Origin of the sequence: Dyadobacter sediminis, from assembly GCF_005860765.1 — a bacterium.
Taxonomy (GTDB): domain Bacteria; phylum Bacteroidota; class Bacteroidia; order Cytophagales; family Spirosomataceae; genus Dyadobacter; species Dyadobacter sediminis.
This window is the reverse complement of the sequence record NZ_VCEI01000011.1, coordinates 840,761-864,151: the sequence shown is the minus strand read 5'-3', so window position 1 is coordinate 864,151 and position 23,391 is coordinate 840,761. Positions and strand designations below refer to the sequence as shown.

The window sequence follows — 23,391 nt, the reverse complement described above, 5'->3', positions numbered from 1 at the left end:
ATGAAAATCAATTGGGGAGTCGGAATTGTAACGCTTTATCTGGGATTTGTGGCCATGATCCTGTTATTGGTTACCATGAGCGTCGGGCAGAAAATCGACCTGGCGACCGAACATTACTATGAAGAAGAACTTCAATTCCAGGACAAGATCGATAAGGTAAAACGGGCCAGGGCTTTAAGCGAGCCGCTGGTCTGGAAAGTAGACGGCCATGGAATTACTGTCAATTATCCGGCGAATCTGGAACAGAAATCTTTGTCGGGCCAGATACGACTTTACTGTCCGTCCAATGACAGGAACGACCGGCAATATGCCGTTTCGGCAGCCGGCGGCGTACAGTTTATTTCTGCTGCGGATATTCCGGACGGCACTTACCGTCTGCAAATTGACTGGAAAAGCGGCGATCAGACTTTCTGGAATGAAGATGTTGTAACCATTAGCCATGTAAAATAGCGGATTTGTGAACGGTGCATTACTTTATCTCGCAGTATCGATGGGATTGCTGAGCAGTTTTCATTGCATCGGCATGTGTGGCCCCATTGCGCTGGCCCTGCCGGATCAGGCAGGAAACCGCTGGCGGAAAGTGAATGGGTTACTGCTTTATAACACCGGCCGGGCGCTGTCTTATGCAATGCTCGGGGCTGTCGTCGGCCTTTTAGGAAATGTGGTGGCATGGATGGGTTATCTCAATTATTTGTCGGTCATCGCCGGGATGGGAATGCTGGGTTATGTGCTCTGGCCAAAAAACCTTGGCTTGTGGCTGCATCCGCCTGCAATCTGGTCTGCCGTAATCACCTGTCTGAAAAAAAAGATGTCGGGTGTGTTGCAAAGCCGTAAAATGCGCGGAAGGTTTTTTCTGGGAATTTTGAATGGACTGCTGCCTTGCGGGTTGGTTTACCTTGCGCTGGCAAGTTCCGCCGCCACCGGCAATGTACCCGGTGCCGCAATGTACATGTTTATATTCGGGTTAGGCACATTGCCCATGATGCTGGCGATTGGATTATTCAAAAACAGGTTCACGCCATCGCTTCGATCCCGCTTTCACCGGTTCACGCCGGTAGTCATTGCCATAGCCGGCTGCTGGCTTGTCCTACGCGGTGTTTTGATCCGGTATCCTCAAAATGACCGTTCGCACGCTGCCCAGATTACCATATGTCATGGAAAGTAAAGCATTGACTACCAAGTATACAGAAGTTTGGCTTTCCAGATCGCCGGCTATTTAGATATCAATTATAGTAACAAACAAAATACGATTGCCATGCACAAAGAACTGCTATTCAAATACAATACGCCGGGCCCCCGGTATACCAGCTATCCCACTGTACCATACTGGCAAAAAACGCCTCCTGACCAACGTCAATGGCTGGATCAGGTACAGCATACATACACAGCATCCCGGTTATCCGGGGAAGGCATCAGCCTGTATATACACCTGCCTTTTTGCGAAAGCCTGTGCACGTATTGCGGCTGCAACACCCGGATTACGGTTAACCATGCTGTAGAAAAAAAATACATCGAGGCTTTACTCGCTGAATGGGCCATGTATTTAACCGCTTTCGGCGATACCAGACCGGTGATCAGGGAAATTCATCTTGGCGGAGGCACGCCCACTTTTTTTAGTCCTGAAAACCTGCAGAGACTGATCCTGGGATTGCTGGAAGGTTCCGTCGTGCATGAGAAAGCGCAGTTTGGATTTGAAGCGCATCCCGGGAATACAACCGAAGCACATCTGCAGATTTTGTTTGATCTGGGTTTCAGGAGAATCAGCATCGGCGTGCAGGATTTTAATCCTGTCGTGCTGGCCATCATCAACCGCCAGCAAACGTACGAACAGGTTAAGGCACTTACGCTGAGGGCACGCGAAATCGGTTATACTTCGGTCAATTATGATATTGTGTACGGGCTGCCGCATCAGAAAGTTTGCTATATGATGGAAACCATGCAACGTGTGGTCCGGCTCAAACCCGACCGCATTGCGTTCTACAGCTACGCGCATGTGCCCTGGATCAAACCGGGCCAGCGGAGTTTTACTGAAAAAGACCTGCCCGATCCCGATAAAAAAATGGCGATTTACGAAACCGGCCGGAATGTACTGGAAATGTCAGGTTATCAGGATATCGGCATGGACCACTTTGCGCTTGCAACCGACGAACTGTACAAAGCACAGCAGGAAAAACGGCTGCACCGTAATTTTATGGGTTATACCGACACACGGACGCAGTTACTGATTGGCCTGGGCGCTTCGGCGATCAGTGACAGCTGGCGGGGATATGTGCAGAACGAGAAAAAAGTAGAAGATTACTATGCAAGAATCCATGCAAACGAACTTCCGGTTTTCCGCGGGCACCTGCTTACAAAAGACGATCTGATCCTCCGCAAACATATTTTAAGGCTGATGACGGAATTTGAGACCTCATGGAAAAATCCCGGTGAAGTGTGTGCGGATGTTTACAGGTCCGTGGAGCGGCTTGCTGAAATGGAATTCGATGAGCTGGTTGAGCTGGAACCGTACGGCGTGAAAATTACCGAAAAAGGGAAGCCATTTGTCCGCAATATCTGCATGGCTTTTGATGCCCGCCTTTGGGAAAGTCAGCCCGAGACGCAGTTATTCAGCCAAACGGTATAATCCTGTTCAGCCTGTCACAATGACTGTTGACAAGTAATTCTCATCTGGAAGCAGGAAAAGGAAATGCCTTGTTTGCGCATCTTGCAAACAAGGCATTTCCTTTTTTCAGGTATTTGCGTATCTAAGCCGGCTCGTACTGCAATAAGGCCGCCTTTGCCGCATCAAGCTGCCCGATCATCTGCGGAAACAAATCCATGTAATATTGTATGCCCGCCAGTAACTGTTCGCGGAACCGGGCAAGATACTTCTGCCGTTTTTCACTGAATTGTACCGCCAGTGTTTCCAGCTCTTTCTGATAATACTCAGTATAAAGGTTCAGCTCATTGATAAACATATGGGGACGGTCCACGCCTGAAAGCAGGTTGGTCTTTCCGTAAATATGCTGCACCATTTGATCCAGCGAATAAACAGCTGAGAACCAGGCCAGATTAGGCCCCGGGCAAATCGCTACCGCCCGGTTTTCCCTTGTTTTCATTTCATGGTTCCGGATCAAAGTGGCCGTGCTCAATCCATCGCAAAGGCAGAGTTTTTCAGTAATCGCATGGAATTGCCGCCGGTACTCATCATCCGGAAGATCAAGCGACTGGAGTTGTCCGATTTTCAGCTGCTGATACTGTCTGGAAGCCGTGCAAATCGGCTCTGTGGTGAATTCGGTATTGGAAACGAGGTATTTTTTGTTGCAGGGACTGCCCGGCCTTCCTTTTGCAATTCTTTTAAGCCGCTGCTTTTCAGCACTGCTTTTGCGAAAGTTATTGAACAAAACACCGAGCGGCGACGAATTGCTGACGTAATAATCCAACTGATCCGCATCCACCAGATTACGCAATGTTTCTTCATCCACATTCGTCACTTCAGGTACCAGCAAAAACGGACTTCCCCAGCCTGTGCCATCCACTTCATAATGCTCCATCAGAAAGTGGTGTTCCTCGGCAGTACCGATTCCGCCCTGCACCGTAATGATCTGATCAGGAACGGAATGAATGCATATATTTTTTGAATTCAGCGCCGGATGGTACAGTGCAAACAGATCGGCCAGCATTTCCCTTCTTTTTGTTTTGAATTCCTCCAGTATCGGCCCAAGCAGATAGCCGTCGGTTGCAAAAGCATGTCCGCCACAATTCAGGCCCGATTCGATCCGGAATTCAGAAACCCAGATTCCTTTTTTTGCAAGGTATTTGGCCTGGATAAATGCGGAGCGGAAGTCACTGACTTTCAAAATAACCTTCTTCATAAAACGCCCGTACTGATCCGGATAAAATTCAGTAAAGCTTTCCAGATAATTATACAGACGAGGGTTCATGCCTGCCGAGAGCACAACCGATGACTGCAGGCTGCTTTTTGCAAAACCGCGCAAGGCTGCTGATGCGTCCGAAAACGCGTCGTCAAGCAGTACTCCGTGCACATCCTTGTTGAGCTTGTCAACCTTGGACATGATATTGACATCGATAGGTCCTTTGACCAGCTGGTTCCTGAGTTCCTCCTGGATCCGGACACGTTCTTCCATGGACTCGGTCAGGAGCATTTTGTTGTACTTTTTTTTGAGGGTGGAAGTGTCGGGCAGCAGTTCAAAATAGCGGGTGATGAGTGTGTCTGCGGTAAAAGGCTGTTGTTTCAGGTGCTGAAAATTCCGTTCGACCCTACGCGCCACCAGGTCAAGATAAGCGGTGATCCGGCGGCTTCTGAAATCGGTTTCATTGCTGCGAATGGGTGTGTAAATTTCCCCGTTTTCAAGGGTATGGTGTTTTCTCATCCGCTCGATCATTTCGTCGTCTACAATCGAAGCGACGGAAGATATACCCAGATGGGCAACTTTGATCGGGGTATCTACGGAGTATCCCAATCCTAAAACAGGAATATGAAAAGTATGCATGCAGCGGCTGGTTAAAGTTTGGACGTACTGATCTTGAAATCAAAACTAGGCGGCAAATTTTGCAGAACGGGTGATATTGGTTCGCAGACCTGATGATTAAAGTCATTCCGGTGCAAGCGTGAAAGCTGCTGAGTCCTTATGGATGCAGGTATCTGACGCTCGTCTGCATTTTTATGCAGAAATCAAAGACGGTTGATTAAAATGGATTGGCATGCATGTTAGAACAAACTGGCAGATTATAAATCAGTTACAGGCTGGTATGGGGATGAAGGTACCCGGCAGTACAGGCGAAATCAGAATTATTCCTAACTTTGACTATGTTATCTTCAGTAATAGCCACTATGAATTATGACGTCCGTATCAGCTTTAATACCATCTTTGAAAGCGCTTCCCTAGGTATTATTGTTACCAACGAACAAGGAAAAATCGTACTTGCCAATCCCTTTCTGTTACAGCAGTTCGGCTACTCGGAACATGAACTGATCGGAGAATCGGTGGATAAGCTTATTCCTTCGCGTTTTCATCACCGGCATCACCAGCATATTGCCGGCTATAACGAGCATCCCAAAAAAAGACCTATGGGTTTGGGGCTGGATTTGTTCGGTAACAAAAAAGATGGCAGCGAATTTCCGGTTGAAGTCAGTCTCGGAAATATTGAAGATGAAAATGGCAAGTTTACAATTGCATTTGTCAGTGACATATCCAAGAGAAAAGAGGCCGAAAATGCGCTGATCCAGTTAAATGACGAACTGGAAACAAAAGTGCATCAGCGAACGGAATCGCTGAGCAATACGGTAAAACACCTTGCGAAAGTAGTGGCAGAGACGCAGGCAAAAGATCTGGAGCTCGGCCGGGCCAACAGTTTTCTGAAAAATATATGGCACCACGCCGAGCCGATTATTTTTGTGACAGACGAAAACGGAATCATCAAAATGTTTAATCCTACTGCTGAAAAGCAGCTGGGCTATAAAGCGCAGGAGGTGATTGATCGTGCTTCGCCGCTGCTTTTCTATGATCCGCTGGAAATAGCCAAACGGGCGAAAGAACAAAGTCATCTGCTGAAAAAAGAAGTGAATCCCGACTTTTCTGTTCTGGCTGCCAAGGCGGTACAAGGCCTTTCCAATGAAAGTGAACTTGCTTTTATACGAAAAGATCATTCCTCGTTTCTGGTTTCGTTAACCTTCAATGTCATGCGGGATGTTACCGGACAGATCAACGGTTATCTGGGCATTGCCATTGATATTTCGGAGCGCAAGAAAGCAGAAACGGATCTGAGAATGGCTTTGAAAAGGGAGAGGGAGCTGAGTGAGCTTAAATCCAGATTTGTCTCGATGGCATCGCACGAGTTCAGGACGCCGCTGAGTACGGTACTTACCTCCGCTTTTATCCTTTCACAATACAGCCAGCATGACGACAGTGCCAAAAAAGAAAAGCATGTGCAGCGCATTGTGACAGCTGTTAAGATGCTGAACAGCATCCTGGACGATTTTTTATCGGTCGGTAAAATTGAAGAAGGAAAAATCCAGGTTTGCAACAGTGAATTTGATCTGGAAGAAACGATCCGGAATCAGATGATACAGCTCAGTGACATCCTGAAAAAAGGACAGGAAATTACGTATGCCCATCAGGGAGAAAAGGCAGTGATGCTGGACCCGAAATTGCTGAACCACATTGTGACAAACCTGATTTCCAACGCAATCAAGTTTTCAAACGAAGGTTCAATAATAGAAATCAAAAGCAGCAATCTTGAAAATATTTTAAAAATTTCCATTACCGATCAGGGCATCGGAATTTCCACGAAAGATCAGGCGCACCTGTTCGAGCGTTTTTTCCGGGGAAGCAACGTTAACCATATTCAGGGAACCGGCCTGGGCCTGCACATCATCCGCAACTATGCCGAGCTGATGAACGGAAGCGTCCGTTGCGAAAGTACAATCGGTGAAGGAACCACTTTTGAAGTAGTGTTTCCTTTGCAGCCACAAGAATAACCAATATAATGATTACGATTTTATTAATAGAAGACAATACGGAAATCCGGGAAAACATGGCCGAAATACTTGAAATGGCCAATTATCAGGTTTTTAGTGCAGACAACGGAAAAGAGGGTTTGAATCTCGCGCTTCAGCACAGGCCCGACCTGATCCTTTGCGACATCATGATGCCGGTACTGGACGGTTACGGAGTACTTCATGTGGTTCAGAAAAACAAATTCCTGCAGAATATCCCATTTATATTTCTGACCGCAAAGTCGGAACGAGCAGATGTCAGAAAAGGTATGGATCTGGGAGCGGATGATTACATTACCAAGCCCTTTGAAGGAGCCGAACTGCTGAATGCCATCGACAGAAGGCTTAAAAAAACGGCTCAGCTGAAAAGAGAATTTCAGGGTAATCTGACCGGCTTCAATGATCTGATCAGTATTTCTGCGGGAGAAAGCTATCTGGAAAAGCTGAAAGAAAACAGAAGCATCAATCTTTATAAAAAGAAACAGAAGGTCTACACCGAAGGAAACCATCCCGCGCGGCTTTTCTATGTCAATAAAGGCAAAATAAAGACTTTTCGCAAAAATGAAGAAGGCAAGGAACTCATTACCGGCCTCTACAAGGAAGGAGATTTTCTGGGCTATATGGCATTGCTTGAAAATGTAACGTACCGTGAAACGGCCGAGGCACTGGAAGATTCGGAACTGGCGCTTATACCGGTTGCAGAATTTGAGGAAATGATCGGGTCCAACCCGGTTGTCATGAAGCGTTTTATTACCCTTCTGGCAAACAATGTAAACGAAAAGGAGGACAAGCTGCTGGCCATCGCTTACAATTCCCTCCGGAAAAAGGTAGCCGATACGCTGATTGAATATTACAATAAGTACAACCCGCTGAAAGAAGAAAGTTTCAGCATCGATTTGTCGAGAGACAATCTGGCAGCAATTGCAGGAGTTGCAAAAGAGTCCCTGATCCGTACCCTCAGTGATTTCAAAGATGAGAATCTGATTGCGATTACCGCCGGGCAAATTCAGATTCTTGATTATTCGAGACTGGAAAACATGTATAATTAGACTTGTATTCGATGCATCCGGATTTTAGTCAGCATAAAAAGATTCATACTGCATAGTAAGATTCATACTGCTGTCAAACTGCTTTATTAACGGACACAGATTGTCCGAATTCGCACAGATTACCGGAACAAACAGCCGTTGATGTGCAGCAATCCGGGTTTTGGAATATGGTATGATAATTACACATACAGCATATAAATGCTTGTGCCGGATTATTCCAATCAATCGATATGCTGCATAATTACCTGAAAATCGCCTGGCGTAATTTGCGCAAGAATCAGGCTTACGCTTTGATTAATATCACCGGGTTGGCACTGGGCATGGGTTGCGCCATGCTTGTTTTCGCCCTGGTCCGTTTCCATTACCAAACAGATCGTCATCACCGTCATTACGACCGGATTTATCAATTTACTTCCCGGTTCAATACGTCCGCTGATCCGTTCAACATTCAGGGGATTCCGTACCGGTTTGGACAGGCCGTACGCAACGATTATCCGGAGCTGGAAACCGTCGCCATGCTGGATGAGTGGTATTCGCCGATCCTATCCGTACCGGAGGGGAAAAAAGCGGACAAGAAAATCAAGGACAACAGCAGCAGAGGTGCATTTGTAGAACCGGCCTACTTCCGAATTTTCGACTACACCTGGCTGGCAGGCGGCCCGGAAGATCTCGGCCAGCCTGGCACCGTGGTGATGAGCGCCGGAATGGCACGTAAATGTTTCGGTACAACGGATAACGTCCTGAACCGGATCGTCAAACTCGATGCCCGGGTTCCGGCCCGCGTCGTCGGGGTTTTTGCTGATTACAGGGATGATACGGATCTGGCCTATTCGGTTATGGTCTCGTGGGGTTCACTTCATGATCTGACCGGCATTCGTCCGGAAAATGAAGCTTTTGACAATACCAACGGCAGCACACATTGTTTTGCTTTGTTCAATGACCGCTTTACTCTTACGGACTGGAACCGGCAACTGCCGGCATTTATCCGGAAATACAATGCGGAAAAAATCAAAGAGACCTCGTATCCGGCCATGCCTTTTGGCAAGATGCATCTGTTGCCTGAATATGGAGGCGTCAGTCAGGGTTTGTTGCTTGCCTTGACGTTGATCGGCATGCTGTTGATTGGTACGGCCTGTATCAATTTTGTGAATCTGGCTACTGCCCAGGCGCTCAGCCGGGCAAGGGAAATAGGTGTGCGAAAGGTACTGGGCAGTACAAAAATGCAGCTGTTCTGGCAGTTCATAGGCGAGACGGCATTTATTGTACTGGTGGCCCTTGCTTTGGCAATAAGCTTGTTTCAGTACGGCCAGACAATGGCGCACATTTACCTGCATGGCCCTTTCCGGTTTACATTTTACTTTTCACCTTCGGTTACAGGATGGCTGGCGCTTCTGGTTGCGTTTGTCATTGTTCTGGCAGGAGTATATCCTGCTCTGATCGTATCCGGTTTCCGTCCGGTGGCAGCATTGGCCGGCCGACTTACCACACAGCAGGCCGGCGGCTTTTCCCTGCGTCGCGGGCTGGTCGTCATGCAGTTCGCTATTTCACAAATGCTGGTTATTGGTCTGATCGTAGTTGCTAACCAGTTAAGCTACGTACAGGAAAAAGACCTGGGCTTCCGTAAGGATGCTATTGTGACAGTGAGCCTGCCGAACCTGCCCGTGCAGGACCTTGGTAAAATGAATGCGTTCCGGAACCTCGCAACTGCGCTGCCTGATGTAAGTCAGTTCAGCTATTCCATGGGCGGACCGCCGCAGTCCGGCTGGACAAGCCAGACAACGGTTCGCTTTGACACCAGACCTGAGGACGAACCATACGGAACGCAGCAAACCTGGATCGATGCAAATTACATCAACCTGTATGAGCTGAAACTGCTAGCAGGCCGCAATCTGCATCCTTCGGACACTTTAAGGGAAGTACTGGTTAACGAGACATTCATGCAGCGGCTGGGTTTCAGACAGCCGGCGGAAGTTATTGGCAAGTTCCTGCACAAGCGGGTGCAGGATGGCAGGACTATGCCCTTGGAAATTGTAGGTGTGCTGAAAGATTTCAATCAGCATAATCTAAAAGAACGAATTGGTCCGATGTTTCTAAGTACGCTGGCCGCTGGCTATCATTCGGCCAACATTCAGCTCCGTACCGCCAACTACAGCCGGGCACTGAGCCAGTTGAAAAAGGCTTACGATCAGGTTTACAGCAACAGCTTTTTTGAATCAGCATTTGTGGATGACCAGCTTCAGGAAACTTACCGGGAGGAGCAGACGATGGGCAAGCTGATCAACTTTTTTGCCGGGATTGCGTTGCTTATTGGTTGTATGGGATTGTACGGGCTTGTCTTGTTTATGGTGGTACAACGAATCAAGGAAGTAGGTGTGCGCAAAGTATTGGGTGCCGGCACAGGCAGTATTTTGTGGCTGTTCGGAAAAGAATTCATACAGCTGATCGGAATTGCATTTTTACTTTCCACGCCTGTTGCCTGGTGGGTACTCCGGGACTGGCTGCAGAACTTCGAATACAAAATTGAAATCAGTCCTGCCTTTTTTGTGCTGGCACTTCTGGTGACCATCGTCGTGGCATCGCTGACGGTAGGTTTGCAAAGCATAAAAGCAGCCATGATGAACCCGGTACAATCGCTCCGCAATGAATAGCTTAGGAACAGATCATCTGAATTTTTGTGGTTTGATAAAATTACTGCTGGTTGCAAGCCGAACGGATCCTTATTACAATTTATTTACTGCTGTTTAAAATCCGGGTAAAATGCTGTTAAAGTTATAGTTGCGAAAATAAACACTGGTTTTTTGCAGTGACACTTGCAGATGCAATCAGTGTTTATCCAAATCCGGCAACTGACAAACTCCATATTGTATCTGAAAGTATGAACAGGATCAAAAGTATACAGTTGTTATCTAATGAAGGCAAATCCGTTTACCAATCCACAACATCCGTAAAGCAGGTGGATGTTATCATGTAAATAAAGCAAGGCTGCCATGAAGTGTAGATTCAGGCAGTCTTGCTTGTTACTGCCTCAGTATCCATATATTCTCTAACTATTTTATCCTTCAAAATGGGTTAAGTGCCTGTACTTGCGAGCAATAGCGAATTGATTGATACTTTTATATTCCAATGGAGGTAAGCAAGTCAAAGCTGATGGACGCGTATTCTAATAACATGTTTTATCTCGTTAAACCATTATTGCAGGTAACAAACAGGATTTAATTTAACAATTTGGAAACCCTGCACATCCCGGAAATTCATAGCTTTAAACTGGAAACTAACCAAGATGAACTATGGAATCTGTGAATATTGCACTGACAGAAGGAATGCTGACCATTCCATTAACTATTTCGATAAAAGTAAGTTACTCCTCAGAAGCTGAAAAGACCATAACTGTAAATCAGCTTATGCCTGCTACGGAGGTTACCAGGCCGATTTCCTACTATGAAAATTATACAGGGTACAATGCTGATTTTCTGGACTTTAAGGTACCGTTGCCCACGTTGACAGAGGAGCAAAGAAACAACGCCGCCATGAACAGCTATGCCAAAGATGGCGAAGATCCATCCGTACTGCCATATACCAATTTCAGTATTGTGATGAACCGGCAACGGCAATTGGCATATTATACGGTAGTCAACATTAACGGAGAAAGTGCTGTTGAACTGGCAAGAGGCGGAGACAAGTGGTATCTGGATGCGCGGATTGCAGATTCTGAACAAATCGGGGAGGAGTTATACAAGCGAAATGCGCTGGATCGCGGACACCTTGTCCGACGGCTGGACCCTGTCTGGGGTGCAAATGCAGCCCGGGCCAATGAGGATACTTTTCATTTTACCAATTGTTCACCGCAGCACGAACGGTTTAATCAAAATGAGGAAACCTGGCTGGGTCTGGAAAATTACATTCTTCATTTTGCGAACCGGGAAAGCAAAAAACTGACTGTATTTACCGGCCCGATACTGAACAGCGCAGACCCTTTGTATAAGGGAGTTCGCCTGCCTCTGGCATTCTGGAAAATAGTAGTTTTTACCAGAAAATCCGGGAATCTGGGAGCTGCCGCATTCGTGCTTGAGCAAGGCAAGTTAATCGAAACACTTCCCGCAGTAAAAGCAATGTTCGAACCAGGCACTTACAGGGTAACCATTGACAATTTAATGGAAAGAACCAATCTGGATTTTGCCTATTTGAAAACATACGAAACACCTCTGTCCGAAAATCAATTAAAACGTTCGGCCTCTGAGCAAGTTGCAGTAAAACCTGATTACTCAAATGTGATATTGTAAAAAAGGTTACATACTGTTGGCCACAGCAAAATAGTCATTTCCATCTGTTTACTCATTAAGAAATCTGATCATCAGTTCAGCTACTTCACGAGGTCTTTCTTCCATAAGGAAATGTCCGGTTTCAGGTATGGTATGCCATTGGTAGTGTCCGGCAATGATTTGTAGTCCGGTTTCGAGCATGTTATTTCCTTCACCTGCGATACCCAGGACCGGCATTGATAACTTCTGATAACTTTTACTGTCAATGGCATCTTGCGCAAAGGCTTGGTACCACCCGTTGGCTGCCCGGATGTTACTGTTCTGGTTGTAAGATGCCGCATACACCAAACGGTCGTATTCTGTTATCGTACTCTTGTCAAAGCTGAGAATATCAAACATGTAATCCAGTAGAATACGGCTGCGATTTTCAAGCAGCTTTTCTGGTAAACCCTGAACCTGATTAAATGCAAGCCACCAGGGATAAACCGCGCCCGCCGGGTAACCTGCCGGCGCAAGCATGGGAACACGATGTATGTTCTCGTCGATGGGAATCGTGTCTAAAAATATTGCTTTGGCTGTTATGCCAGGAAATTGAGAAGAAAAACTGTGGACAATGGTGGTACTTATATCATGGCCGGCTATATATACCTTTTCGAATTCGTATTGCTGTACCAATTCATAGATATCAAGGGCCATATTTTTCTTGTCATAACCTGTTTCCGGCTTGGATGAACTGCCCATACCCCGCACATCAACAGCAATAACCTGAAAATACTTCGCCAGGATGGACATGACCTTGCTGTAAGCCCACCAGGTCTGCGGCCAACCTGGAAGTAGCAGCAAAGGGTACCCCGAACCGCCTTCGACAATATGCAAGGTTGTACCATTCACGTCGAAATATTTATTCTCAAAGCCCGGAAGTGCCCGGAGCAGTTCTTGATCACTCATTTAGTTTTTATTTGTTAGAAGACATTATATTTCAGTCAACAGCATTTTTACAAACCAATGCTTTTGCTGAACGAATACCATGCAAAACGTTTGATATCGTTTTGAGCAACATCGCCTGAATGGCTTACATTGATCGTATTGGTGATCATGCTGCCAAATAAGGCAAAGATCCATGCTATTGTGAGCTGCTGGCTGACCAGGCCCATTTGCTGAAGGGAAGCAACCACGTTGAACCATTTGGACTTGATGGTGTCGTATGTGCCGTTTTTCTCATCCTGTGCGATACCGCCATATGCAGTATGCCCGTAAATTTATCCAAAAATGCATATTTGGCACCACACTCAATGCCAGCGTACAGCATCAATTCAAGTTGTTTTACAGGATCAACTGAAGCTTCATAGGCCATTGTCATAGCATGTTGGCAAGTCGTCATCATTTCAGTTTTGCAACATTCAATCAACGCTTGCCGACTACCAAAGTAAATGTGCAGCGTTCGCCGGTGTACACCAGCTTTTTCCGCGACCATATCCAGTGAAGCTGAAAAATCTGTATTAAAAACAATAATGGCAGACTCGACTATCTGTGCCTTTGTATCTTTCATAGCACAAATACAAGATATATTTCACATTTATGTGAAATGCGGATAATTATTAAAAGAAGTAGTTATGGTATGCAGTAAACCACTGATTCGCTTTCCTCAGAGATGTCATTTGATATACAAAATCCAACAGTGCTTCTTTGCAGCAATTTGTTTGGTAATACCGGCATATTCTGATAAAAAAAGAGTAAAAGATTGCTTTATTGCAAAGTCATGGATTGTGTAAATCGTCAGCAGAAAGTGGACAACTTTGGCTAAAAACTTAGAGAGTGTTTTTCCCTTGAGTCCTTCGATATTATTTTCTGCCATACCACCTTTAAAGTAGTGTCACAGACAGGTTTCGACCATTCATAAGGGGGAAGAGGCTTAACATCATAACCATCCCTGCAGCCAATAAAAAATGCTGCAAGGATAATGGGTAGTCCAATTTTTAATTTCATAATAAGACACAATCTTGAAAACACATTTAGGATTGCATACCTATGCTGCCTGTAGCATTTTTTCATTATTTAATATTTCTAAAGGTAATCCTGAGTGTTTGTGTAGATTATGAATTTGCTGAAAAGTAAGGTACCGATTTCGATTGAGTATTTCAGATATTTTTGACTCAGGCCTAATGTATTGCTCCAGATCTTTATTCTTTTACCCGTTGTCTTCCATCAAATGTTTGATGGCATCAACTGGATCTGGATGAGGTATAGCATTGTGCGTTTGTTCCTGAGCGTGCACCTAAGGTACTAATGACGTCTGATTGATCGTCTAATCCGGAATAAGGAGCAGCACTTGGAGTAAGCAACTCATAATGCGATTAAGTGCATTTTGATAATTCCGGGACGTTTTTACAGGAGTTTCTGTGCTCCTTGTGAGGCAATTCTGATGTATCTTTTTTTGAACGACAAGGATAATTTTTATGGTATGTGCATCAATTTTGTCGTACTCAGCATGTGTACCGATCCACCTGGTATAAACTATTGGTCGATGCACCAAAACAAAAGTGATGCTTCTATTCTTATTTCCTTTCAAGTTAAGTGATTATTAAGGGAACAAGAGAGCAGCAGCGGTTTTGGCGAAGTTCTTGGTTTCGTACCAATGGATGAAACACCGAAACAAAAACCTGTCACCAATTAAGTCTCATGGCTACTTTTCTGCCAGCATGGCGGCGTACGTTTCAGGGCTTGGCGTTGTAGAAGATCAGGGAACGTCAGCCCAGCGATATGCTAAAGATAAATTGAAAAACTAAACCTGAGCCTTTATACTTCCGTCCTGATGATTTCAAACCCCTTGTTGGTGGCGGGGCTTCTCACTACTGTTTGTTTGCAATGTTCTTGTGTACCCATTTTGCTTCTTCATCTGGCGTTACTTTGTCCAGTGTGCTACTTACTCTGCTAAACGTTGCTTGTGGAAAGTCAAAAGGTTTGCTGTCGTCAAAATATGGACCAACAACACCTAAAATCCAGCCCTCTTTTGCTGCCCAGTGAGGTTCGTTCACTCTATACTTAAAAACTTCATAGTGAACAAAGTTATTCTGTCCGTCAAAGTCAAAAGTCACTCGCTTGATATGTTGAATTTCATCAGGGCAAGCATCCAGTTCAGTTGGGAATTCCAACCAATTAGCAAGATTACTTTCAGCCCCTTTTATTAACGTATTATACTCCTTCGGAAAAAGATATGTTTTGTTGTGGTCAGCTAAAAGTTCAAATGTTGTTTGTCTTGTCAATATGTTTTTTGCAAAAGGGAAGACGTCATTGTCTATCAATTCTTGTCCACTTTCAAGTTTTTCGTAGAGGTCTTTGATTCTATTAAAACGTTCGGCATTGAGTTTGCTGTTTTGTCGTCTAACAGTCACAAGTCTATAAACTGCAAAAATCACAATTGCTAAGATGATCAGTCCGATTATTGTAAAAACTATTTTCATTTTTGTAATACCTGAATTTGTCTGTCCGTAGGTGTGTCGCTTAGCCTTGCCACCAACTCGCCGGTTAACGCACTTGCAATACAAAATACGTATTTTGTATTGTTGTAGAGCAAGTAGGTTGGAAAATTACTTGTGTGGCCTATTTTACAAAATCACAAAACGTCCGTAGCTGTTGCACAACTCGCACAGGATAGTCAAAGCACCAAGCTGAAAATAGTTAAAGCAAATATCTATAAAGTTTTTATCCGAACAGTAGTACCGTCAGGTAGGTCTTTCATTTCGGGAAAAACCTGACTATAACAGGCACCAATCTGGACCTGACAATGGGCGTGCTGTTTACGGGAGTGACTGAGCCAATCACACAGTTCGTGAGCAAAGCGCCTGGTCAGCTGGTTGTTAATATTCCAAAAGCAGCTGCGCGCGGAAAAATAAGTTTGATTGCATACTCCGGAGTGTCAATAGAATCGGTAGATATGCTGAAATTTGTTGGTGAAAAATAGACCGTGATCATCTAGCCTTAACCCAATGAAAAAAATTTATTTAAGCATTGCGCTTTTAGCTGCATTCAACTGCACAGTAGCGCAGCAGAAATCCGCAGTTCCGCAGGAATTACATTACAATGCTGACCTGAAAGCAGCTGGCACCAGCGATGCAAAAACGAAGCGCATTGATTCACTCCTGCAAAGCTTTATCGATCAGAAAAAAGCGAGCAGCATCGTCGGTTTTGTAGCCAAAGGTGGAAATGTGGTTTACAACAAAGCATTTGGATATAAGGACGTTGAAAACAATGTTCCTGCTTCTGTGGACGATTATTACATTCTCTTTTCACAAACCAAAGCCGTAACAACCGTAGCCTTTATGACGCTGGTGGAGAAGGGTTTGGTTTCGGTTGACGATCCGGTTTCCAAATATTTTCCAGAAATATCCGACAAGGTCGCAACGGCTGTGAAAGAAGACGGGACATTTGAAACCAGGCCTGTGAAAACGCCCATGACGTTTGCCCATCTGATGTCGCATTCTTCCGGAATTGGTGCCGGAGTGGTGGGAAAGGCACGGCGTGCTGAAATGGAAAAACGTAATGCTGCGGCAGGAAGTAACGCGCCGGCAGGCCCCGGACAACGAACCGGCGGCGTTGGCACGGCCAAATATCTGAAAGAAGAAATGATCGCGCTTGCAAAGTATCCACTGGGTTTCGATCCGGGCAGTGAGTGGAATTACCACATCAGCACCAACATGCTGGCTTATATGGTGGAGCTGATATCCGGAAAAAGTCTGCGTGAGTATGTCAAAACAACGATTTTGAATCCACTGGGCATGACCGAAACCGACTGGTATTACGAACCATCAAAAATGAACCGGTTTGTCAAAGCGTACAGCGACATCGACGGCAAGCTCGTTCCCCAATCCAACAAATACAGCGAGACGACGATCAGCACGGATCAAACCTACGCCGAGGGCGCGATCGGGCTCAACGGACCGATCGGAGATTATGCAAAATTCTGTCAGATGCTTCTGAATAAAGGCGAGTTCAATGGCAAGCGGATTCTGAAACCGGAAACCATTGAGCTGATGACCAAAGTCAACCGGTTGCCTGCGGAGAATTCGGGCGGCAAGGGTTTTCAGTTTGGACTTGGGTTTGAGCTTTACAATGCGGAGAAGAAACCGGCTCCTGAGGTTTCCAACACGGCTTTTGCCTGGGGAGGATTGTATGGAACAGAATATATCATTGATCCTGAGAATAATATGATCGTCCTGTTCTACCTGAACATGCCGAAGCACGAGCCGCTTTATCCGCGTTTTCTAAGCAAAGCCTATCAGCTTTTTAAATAACCCGTCAGCTGTAAAATTTATAATATTGACTTTTATCTAAACATCATTTGAATGTTAAAATCTTGTGATTTCCGGAAGGGATATAGAATGATAAAATCCGGCTTATTTGTCTCCGCATTATTTGGCTTCTTTACAAATGCGGAAATTTCTTTGGCCCAAACACCTAAAAAGCCCGAAAGCAACCGGTTTACCAAAGTGGTTCTTGCTCAAAGGCTTGAAGAGCCTATGCAGTTTCAGGTTTTGAAAGACGGCAGGGTGCTCTATGCCGAGCGGAAAGGGAAGTTGAAGGTGTACGATCCAAAGTCGCAAGCCATGGAAACGGTGGCGGAGTTTGCCGTCAGCACCAAATACGTTAACAAAGCAGGCGAAGTAACGGAAGGCGAAGATGGCATGCAGGGCGTGATCTTGGATCCTGATTATGATCAAAACCACTGGATTTACATTTACTATTCCCTGGCCGGCGACGAGGCCAAAAACGTGCTTGTGCGTTACGAATGGCATGGAAAAGAGCTGCTGGAAAGCTCGCGCAAAGTGATCCTGGAAGTGCCGGTTCAGCGTGAAGAATGCTGCCATGTAGGCGGAGGAATGCTTTTTGACAAAGACAAAAATCTGTATCTGACTACGGGAGACAACACATTTTCCCGTGCTTCGGATGGTTTTGCCCCTCTTGACGAAAGACCGGGAGAGTCGCCCCGCGACTCTCAGAAATCGTCCCCGAACACCAATGATTTGAGAGGAAAAATCCTGCGTATCCATCCTGAAAATGATGGATCATACACCATTCCAAAAGGCAATCTTTTTCCTCCGGGAACGCCGCAGACCAAACCCGAGATTTACACGATGGGCAACAGAAATCCCTGGCGCCCGACAATCGACTCGAAAACCGGATGGCTTTACTGGGGAGAAGTAGGCCCGGACGGGTCCCGTGACGACCTCGAAAAACGCGGCCCGCAATCCTATGACGAATTCAACCGCGCTAAGGGACCGGGATTTTACGGCTGGCCGTATTTTGTGGCCAATAATAAAGCTTACGTCAAATACGACTTCGCCACCAAAGTTTCCGGAGCGCCTTTTGACCCTGCACATCCCGTTAACAATTCCCCAAACAGCACCGGCTTAAAGGAACTTCCGGCTGCACAGCCTGCATTTATCTGGTATTCCAAAGCGCAGAGCCAGGAATTTCCGCTGATGGAAAGCGGTGGCAACAGCGCAGTAGGCGGGCCGGTATTTCGGAAAGACGATTTCAAAAACGCAGCGCGGTTATTTCCCGGATATTATGAAGGCAAATGGTTCATTACCGACTGGGTACGCGGCTGGATCAATGTGGTGGAAATGGAGGAAAATGGCGATTACAAATCCATGGAGCGCTTTCTTCCTGATCTGAAATTAAAAGGGCCGATCGACATGAAATTTGGGCCGGACGGCGATCTGTATGTACTTGAATATGGAAACGGCTATTTCAAAGATAACCCCGAAGCCGAGCTGATCCGGATCGAGTATAACAGCGGAAACAGAAAACCATCGGTAGAAGCCTCAGCCAGTAAAACGGCGGGAGCACTTCCCTTGCAGGTTACGCTGTCTTCCAAAGGAACCAAGGACTTTGATGAAGACGATGCGCTGCAATATGAATGGGTGATCCGGAAAAACAATGCCGTTTTCAAAACACTCAAAGAGGCCGATCCGTCCATCACGTTTACAACACCGGGCACTTACCAGGCAACGCTGACGGTGACGGACAAAGCCGGCGAAAAAAATACCAAATCAGTTGAAATCAAAGCAGGTAATGAGCCTCCGGTGGTAGAATTTAAGGTTACCAAAGGAAATGCTACCTTCTATTTTCCGGGAAAAAGCATTGATTACGAGGTGCGTGTAAGCGACAAGGAAGATGGCAGCCTTGCAAACAAGAAAATATTGCCTTCTCAGATTTCTGTCAGTACGAACTATCTTTCGGAGGGCTTTAACCTGACGCGGATTGCCCAAAAGCAAATGAGCGTCGATGCTTCGGCGCAATACGCCACTGCCATTTCACTGATCAATAATGGCGATTGCAAGGCTTGTCATGCGATTAAAGAAATGGTGCTCGGCCCCTCATTTACGGCTGTATCGGCAAAATACAAAGGTGATCCAACTGCGGTAACATCCTTGTCCAAGAAGATATTGAATGGCGGATCAGGCGTATGGGGCGATGCATTTATGCCCGCACACCCGACCATGGCGGAAAGCGATGTGAAAGGAATCGTCCGCTACATCATGAGCTTGTCGGACGCGCCCAAGCCTGCCAAAACACTGCCTGTAAAAGGACCTATACCACCGCCGTTCCGAAAGGCGATACAGAAGGCAGCTTCATATTCCGCGCCGCCTACACGGACCACGGCACAAAAACAGCATCCCCGCAATCTTCGGAGGCCAATGTGATTCTCCGGAATCCGGTTGTGCCCATATCGCTTGCAGATCAGGTCAAAGAAATGGGTTTTAACAATGATAGCACAATGGCATTCGTCCGGAATGCCGGCGCATCTTTCAGGCTGAAAGAAATTGACTTAACAGGCATTAAGCAAATTGAAATCATCCGTGCTGGCGGCAGAAATGCAGGCACACCGCCCTCGGGAACCATTGAGATGCATGCTAATGCTCCGGATGGATTTCTTTTGGGGAAATTTTCGGGAGAATACACGGATAAAATGTCTTTTAATATTACTCCGGGTTCAGTAAGCGGTATAAAAGACTTATATCTGGTATTTAACGGAGCGCCCATTCGAATCAAGGCGATTCGGTTCGGCGAGGGGGATTAATCAATGCATAAAAATCATTTAGTAGTGTACAAAAAATTTATCTATTCCATCTTTCTGATCCTTGGCGGAGCAGCTTCCATTGCGCAAAATGCGCCTGTTATTATCCCGATAGAAACCAGGCAAAATGCTTTGGTGCTGCAAACGGACAAAGAAAATCATCTCGGCATCATCTATTTCGGAAAGAAATTAAGCCAGGCAACCGAATACAATCTCATTCCATCGCAAAGCCGTCAACACGATGGCAATGCGGGGATTTATAACTCCGCCTACACGCCAGCCGGAACTTGGAGCGTGTCCGAACCGGCTTTGCAGCTGACGCATGGCGATGGCAATAAGTCACTGGATCTGGTGTATGTGAGCCATAAAACGGCGAAAGAGAATGATAATGTGGCTGTTACCAGCATTGTTTTGAAAGATCCTGTTTATGCTGTGGAGGTAACCCTTTTTTACAAAACATACATTCAGGAGAATGTGGTGGAGCAATGGAGTGTGATCCGGAGTGATGAGAAGAAACCGGTTACGCTTGAAAAATATGCGTCGGCCAATCTGTATTTCATTGCAAAGGATTATTACTTAACACATTACAATGGAACCTGGGCAAAAGAAATGAACCCGGAAGAAGAATTGCTGACCGCCGGGATCCGCGTTCTGGATTCCAAACTGGGAACGCGCGCCAATCTTTTTCAGCCACCCAGTTTTTCGCTGTCTTTCGACAAACCGGCAACGGAAACCGAAGGCAAAGTGCTGTTGGGAACATTGGCGTGGTCGGGCAATTTCAAGATGGAATTTGAAGTCGATTCTTACCATAATTTACGTCTGATTGCCGGGATCAATCCTTTTGCGTCGGAATATCCGCTTGCTGCAAAGCAGGAATTCAAAACGCCTTCTTTTATCTACACTTTTTCAGAAAATGGAAAAGGAGATGCCAGCCGCAACCTGCACAACTGGGCCAGAAAATACAGGATCCTGGATGGGGAAGGCACAAGAATGACGCTTTTGAACAACTGGGAAGCCACTTATTTTGATTTCAACCAGGACAAGCTTGCTGAGCTTTTCAAAGATGGTAAAAAATTAGGGGTCGATCTGTTCCTGCTTGATGACGGCTGGTTTGCCAATAAATATCCGCGCAACAGCGACGGCGCCGGTTTGGGAGACTGGCAGGAAAACGTAAAAAAATTGCCGAACGGAATTGGTTATCTGGTCAAAGAAGCACAAAAGACAGGCATCAAATTCGGGATTTGGGTAGAGCCGGAAATGGTTAACCCGAAGAGCGAATTGTACGAGAAACATCCGAATTGGGTGATCAAACAGCCGCAACGCCCCGAACATTACATGCGGAATCAGCTTCCGCTGGATTTATCTAATCCCGAAGTGCAAGATTTTGTTTACGGGATTCTGGACAAACTTTTTACGGAAAATCCGGATATCGCCTATATCAAATGGGATTGCAATGCAGTCACTTTTAACGCCTATTCCCCTTATCTCGAAAAAACCAAACAAATGCAATCCCGGCTCTATGTGGATTATGTAAAAGGGTTGTATAAAGTTTTGGAAAAGCTGCGGGCCAAATATCCCAAAGTTCCGATGATGCTTTGCTCCGGCGGCGGCGGTCGTGCAGACTATGAAGCACTTAAATATTTCACAGAATTCTGGCCCAGCGATAATACCGATCCGTTGGAAAGGGTGTTTATGCAGTGGGAATATTCCTATTTCTTTCCGGCCATTACGCAGAGTGCGCACGTAACGGATTGGGGAAAACAGCCCTTAAAATTCCGTACGGACGTAGCTATGATGGGGCGTTTGGGTTATGACATTGTGGTGGGACATTTGAATGAAAAGGATTTTAAATTCAGCCAGCAAGCCGTTTCTACCTATAATGCTGTGAAAGACATTATTTTCCAGGGTGACCTTTTCCGGTTGGTGGACCCAAAGAAAAATGATTACGCCGCGCTGATGTTTGCTGCAAAAAACAAATCCAAAGCGATCCTGTTCTCTTACCTCGTAGGAAACAGAAACGGTGACGGCTCCGATACACCGATCCGCCTGCAAGGTCTGGACCCTTCCAAAAATTACAAAGTGAAAGAATTGAACCTCTATCCCGACACCAAATCCGCGATTAAAGAAGACCAGACATACTCAGGAGAATATCTGATGACAGCCGGGTTTAATCCGGTTGTAAATGCGCGGAGAACCAGTGTGGTGATCGAGATTGAAGCCATGTAGCGCGAGACAGTTCATTCAAATGCTGTATTGGTTGAAGGTTCAATTACGACACGATCCAGTCATTTTGCTCAGAAATTTTTTTATATAAAATTCAACGACCACCTGTTATGCACATTACCACGGTTTCCCGGCTATTATTTTTATGGATGGTGCTGGGCTTATGCCTGGCTGGAAAAGCACAGCCTCCGAGAGGCCCGTTCATCGTGTCGCCCCAGGTATTGCCTGACAAAAAAGTGACGTTCCGATATCTGGCGCCAGCGGCAAAAGAGGTAAAGCTGGCAGGAGGATTGTTTGGTGCTTCCAATGCGCCGATGACCAAAGATAGCATTGGGATATGGAGCGTGACCGTGGGGCCGGTCGTGCCCGATGTGTATTCCTACAATTTTGTAGTGGACGGCATCAGTGTCATGGATCCGGCCAATGAAGATTTTTTTCCGAATGAACGCTTCAAGTCGAGCCTGTTCGAGGTTCCTGGCTTTACGCCTACGATACATGCACTTCGTGATGTGCCTCATGGCTCGGTAAATTATGAATATTATCCGTCCGTGGAAGGTACAACAGGCACCGTTGTGGTTTACACACCGCCCGGATATGATCAGAATCCTGGTAAAAGGTATCCCGTTTTCTATCTAATAAGCGGGACAACCGACACGGAGGAAACCTTCTTCAAGGCTGGCCGCACCAACTTCATTCTGGATAACCTCATTGCAGAAGGCAAAGCAAAACCCATGATCGTGGTCATGCCTTACGGGAACATGGAAGCCCGAATAGCCGAGCAGACAGGCAACCCAAAACCAGCTGATCCTGTCCGGGACAGTCCGGACGCAATGGTTAGAATGCGGCGATTTGAGCAGGATCTGATCCAAAATGTGATTCCTTACGTGGATAAAACGTATCGTACCCTTGCAGATAAGGACAACCGGGCGATCGGTGGTTTTTCACGCGGCGGCGGACAAACCTTGCGCACTGCCTTCTGGAACCCGGATACATTTTCGTGGATTTGTGCATACAGCGCCAACTTACCCACCAGCGAGCTGGAAGGCACTTATGCGTCCATTATTTCTAATCCGGAGAAAACCAACAAGCAATGGAAAATGCTGTGGGTAGGAGTGGGCACCGAAGATTTTATGTACAAAGACGTGGCTACATTCCTGAATTACCTCAGCGTAAAAAAGATCAACTATAAAAGTATGATAACCGGCGGAGGTCACACCTGGATCAACGTGAAGACCTATTTGATGGAAACTGCTCAGCTACTCTTCAAATGAACCAACAAAC

General features: G+C 46.0%; 19 protein-coding genes. 13 read left to right on the top strand and 6 right to left on the bottom strand.

Features of this window, described 5'->3' with window-relative positions; translation table 11 throughout:
• The 3 genes from FEM55_RS04355 (at nucleotide 1) to hemN (ending at nucleotide 2,623) form a co-directional block, all read left to right on the top strand.
• Nucleotides 1-450 carry a FixH family protein gene (locus FEM55_RS04355; protein WP_138280067.1) on the top strand — a complete coding sequence of 150 codons (450 nt, stop codon included), beginning with the start codon at nucleotides 1-3 and terminating at the stop codon, nucleotides 448-450.
• Between the two features lie 7 nt (nucleotides 451-457).
• Nucleotides 458-1,165, top strand: coding sequence for a sulfite exporter TauE/SafE family protein (locus tag FEM55_RS04350; protein WP_229209084.1), 708 nt, complete (start codon nucleotides 458-460; stop codon nucleotides 1,163-1,165).
• A 90-nt stretch (nucleotides 1,166-1,255) separates the two neighbouring features.
• A complete protein-coding gene (gene hemN / locus FEM55_RS04345) occupies nucleotides 1,256-2,623 on the top strand; it encodes an oxygen-independent coproporphyrinogen III oxidase (protein ID WP_138280066.1) in 1,368 nt (455 codons plus the stop codon).
• Between the two features lie 121 nt (nucleotides 2,624-2,744).
• Here hemN and FEM55_RS04340 read toward each other — a convergent pair whose 3' ends face one another.
• Nucleotides 2,745-4,493, bottom strand: coding sequence for a hypothetical protein (locus FEM55_RS04340; RefSeq protein ID WP_138280065.1), 1,749 nt, complete (start codon nucleotides 4,491-4,493; stop codon nucleotides 2,745-2,747).
• A gap of 317 nt (nucleotides 4,494-4,810) precedes the next feature.
• Here FEM55_RS04340 and FEM55_RS04335 point away from each other — a divergent pair, with 317 nt between their 5' ends.
• From FEM55_RS04335 to FEM55_RS04320, 5 genes are all read left to right on the top strand, one after another.
• Entirely contained in the window at nucleotides 4,811-6,481 is a 1,671-nt protein-coding gene (locus tag FEM55_RS04335; protein ID WP_138280064.1) for a sensor histidine kinase, read from the top strand.
• An 8-nt stretch (nucleotides 6,482-6,489) separates the two neighbouring features.
• The gene (locus tag FEM55_RS04330) at nucleotides 6,490-7,548 is read left to right on the top strand and encodes a response regulator (protein WP_138280063.1); all 1,059 of its coding nucleotides are present in this window, start codon (nucleotides 6,490-6,492) and stop codon (nucleotides 7,546-7,548) included.
• A 230-nt stretch (nucleotides 7,549-7,778) separates the two neighbouring features.
• Nucleotides 7,779-10,196, top strand: coding sequence for an FtsX-like permease family protein (locus tag FEM55_RS04325; RefSeq protein WP_138280062.1), 2,418 nt, complete (start codon nucleotides 7,779-7,781; stop codon nucleotides 10,194-10,196).
• A gap of 155 nt (nucleotides 10,197-10,351) precedes the next feature.
• Entirely contained in the window at nucleotides 10,352-10,519 is a 168-nt protein-coding gene (locus tag FEM55_RS25375; protein ID WP_374756467.1) for a T9SS type A sorting domain-containing protein, read from the top strand.
• A gap of 316 nt (nucleotides 10,520-10,835) precedes the next feature.
• Complete coding sequence (locus FEM55_RS04320) at nucleotides 10,836-11,828, top strand: DNA/RNA non-specific endonuclease (protein ID WP_212748289.1); 993 nt, start codon at nucleotides 10,836-10,838, stop codon at nucleotides 11,826-11,828.
• A 48-nt stretch (nucleotides 11,829-11,876) separates the two neighbouring features.
• Here FEM55_RS04320 and FEM55_RS04315 read toward each other — a convergent pair whose 3' ends face one another.
• The 5 genes from FEM55_RS04315 to FEM55_RS04295 all read right to left on the bottom strand — a co-directional run bounded on the left by FEM55_RS04315 (nucleotide 11,877) and on the right by FEM55_RS04295 (nucleotide 15,268).
• Complete coding sequence (locus FEM55_RS04315) at nucleotides 11,877-12,755, bottom strand: alpha/beta fold hydrolase (protein ID WP_138280061.1); 879 nt, start codon at nucleotides 12,753-12,755, stop codon at nucleotides 11,877-11,879.
• 175 nt (nucleotides 12,756-12,930) lie between these two features.
• On the bottom strand, nucleotides 12,931-13,356 hold the full coding sequence (locus FEM55_RS04310; RefSeq protein WP_138280060.1) for a TetR/AcrR family transcriptional regulator: 426 nt from the start codon (nucleotides 13,354-13,356) through the stop codon (nucleotides 12,931-12,933).
• Between the two features lie 105 nt (nucleotides 13,357-13,461).
• Nucleotides 13,462-13,662 (bottom strand): hypothetical protein, encoded by a 201-nt coding sequence (locus FEM55_RS04305; RefSeq protein WP_138280059.1) that lies wholly within the window; start codon nucleotides 13,660-13,662, stop codon nucleotides 13,462-13,464.
• Between the two features lie 450 nt (nucleotides 13,663-14,112).
• The gene (locus FEM55_RS25370) at nucleotides 14,113-14,376 is read right to left on the bottom strand and encodes a type II toxin-antitoxin system HigB family toxin (protein WP_138280058.1); all 264 of its coding nucleotides are present in this window, start codon (nucleotides 14,374-14,376) and stop codon (nucleotides 14,113-14,115) included.
• Between the two features lie 280 nt (nucleotides 14,377-14,656).
• Nucleotides 14,657-15,268: a hypothetical protein gene (locus tag FEM55_RS04295; protein ID WP_138280057.1), complete on the bottom strand. Its 612-nt coding sequence runs from the start codon at nucleotides 15,266-15,268 to the stop codon at nucleotides 14,657-14,659.
• Between the two features lie 525 nt (nucleotides 15,269-15,793).
• Here FEM55_RS04295 and FEM55_RS04290 point away from each other — a divergent pair.
• From FEM55_RS04290 to FEM55_RS04270, 5 genes are all read left to right on the top strand, one after another.
• Entirely contained in the window at nucleotides 15,794-17,098 is a 1,305-nt protein-coding gene (locus FEM55_RS04290; RefSeq protein WP_138280056.1) for a serine hydrolase domain-containing protein, read from the top strand.
• 150 nt (nucleotides 17,099-17,248) lie between these two features.
• Nucleotides 17,249-19,513 carry a PQQ-dependent sugar dehydrogenase gene (locus FEM55_RS04285; RefSeq protein ID WP_171036460.1) on the top strand — a complete coding sequence of 755 codons (2,265 nt, stop codon included), beginning with the start codon at nucleotides 17,249-17,251 and terminating at the stop codon, nucleotides 19,511-19,513.
• Complete coding sequence (locus FEM55_RS04280; protein ID WP_138280054.1) at nucleotides 19,510-19,890, top strand: carbohydrate-binding protein; 381 nt, start codon at nucleotides 19,510-19,512, stop codon at nucleotides 19,888-19,890. The genes FEM55_RS04285 and FEM55_RS04280 overlap by 4 nt, the downstream gene beginning before the upstream one ends.
• A 24-nt stretch (nucleotides 19,891-19,914) precedes the next feature.
• Nucleotides 19,915-22,113, top strand: coding sequence for an alpha-galactosidase (locus FEM55_RS04275; protein ID WP_308420188.1), 2,199 nt, complete (start codon nucleotides 19,915-19,917; stop codon nucleotides 22,111-22,113).
• Between the two features lie 107 nt (nucleotides 22,114-22,220).
• Nucleotides 22,221-23,381, top strand: a complete 1,161-nt coding sequence (locus FEM55_RS04270; protein ID WP_138280052.1) for an esterase — start codon at nucleotides 22,221-22,223, stop codon at nucleotides 23,379-23,381.
• Nucleotides 23,382-23,391: the final 10 nt, after the last annotated feature.

Coding starts and splice junctions, on each gene's coding strand:
- FEM55_RS04355 (WP_138280067.1), top strand. CDS start 1: ATGAAAATCAATTGGGGAGTCGGAATTGTAACGCTTTATCTGGGATTT.
- hemN (WP_138280066.1), top strand. CDS start 1,256: ATGCACAAAGAACTGCTATTCAAATACAATACGCCGGGCCCCCGGTAT.
- FEM55_RS04340 (WP_138280065.1), bottom strand. CDS start 4,493: ATGCATACTTTTCATATTCCTGTTTTAGGATTGGGATACTCCGTAGAT.
- FEM55_RS04335 (WP_138280064.1), top strand. CDS start 4,811: ATGTTATCTTCAGTAATAGCCACTATGAATTATGACGTCCGTATCAGC.
- FEM55_RS04330 (WP_138280063.1), top strand. CDS start 6,490: ATGATTACGATTTTATTAATAGAAGACAATACGGAAATCCGGGAAAAC.
- FEM55_RS04325 (WP_138280062.1), top strand. CDS start 7,779: ATGCTGCATAATTACCTGAAAATCGCCTGGCGTAATTTGCGCAAGAAT.
- FEM55_RS04320 (WP_212748289.1), top strand. CDS start 10,836: ATGGAATCTGTGAATATTGCACTGACAGAAGGAATGCTGACCATTCCA.
- FEM55_RS04315 (WP_138280061.1), bottom strand. CDS start 12,755: ATGAGTGATCAAGAACTGCTCCGGGCACTTCCGGGCTTTGAGAATAAA.
- FEM55_RS04310 (WP_138280060.1), bottom strand. CDS start 13,356: ATGAAAGATACAAAGGCACAGATAGTCGAGTCTGCCATTATTGTTTTT.
- FEM55_RS04305 (WP_138280059.1), bottom strand. CDS start 13,662: ATGGCAGAAAATAATATCGAAGGACTCAAGGGAAAAACACTCTCTAAG.
- FEM55_RS04295 (WP_138280057.1), bottom strand. CDS start 15,268: ATGAAAATAGTTTTTACAATAATCGGACTGATCATCTTAGCAATTGTG.
- FEM55_RS04290 (WP_138280056.1), top strand. CDS start 15,794: ATGAAAAAAATTTATTTAAGCATTGCGCTTTTAGCTGCATTCAACTGC.
- FEM55_RS04270 (WP_138280052.1), top strand. CDS start 22,221: ATGCACATTACCACGGTTTCCCGGCTATTATTTTTATGGATGGTGCTG.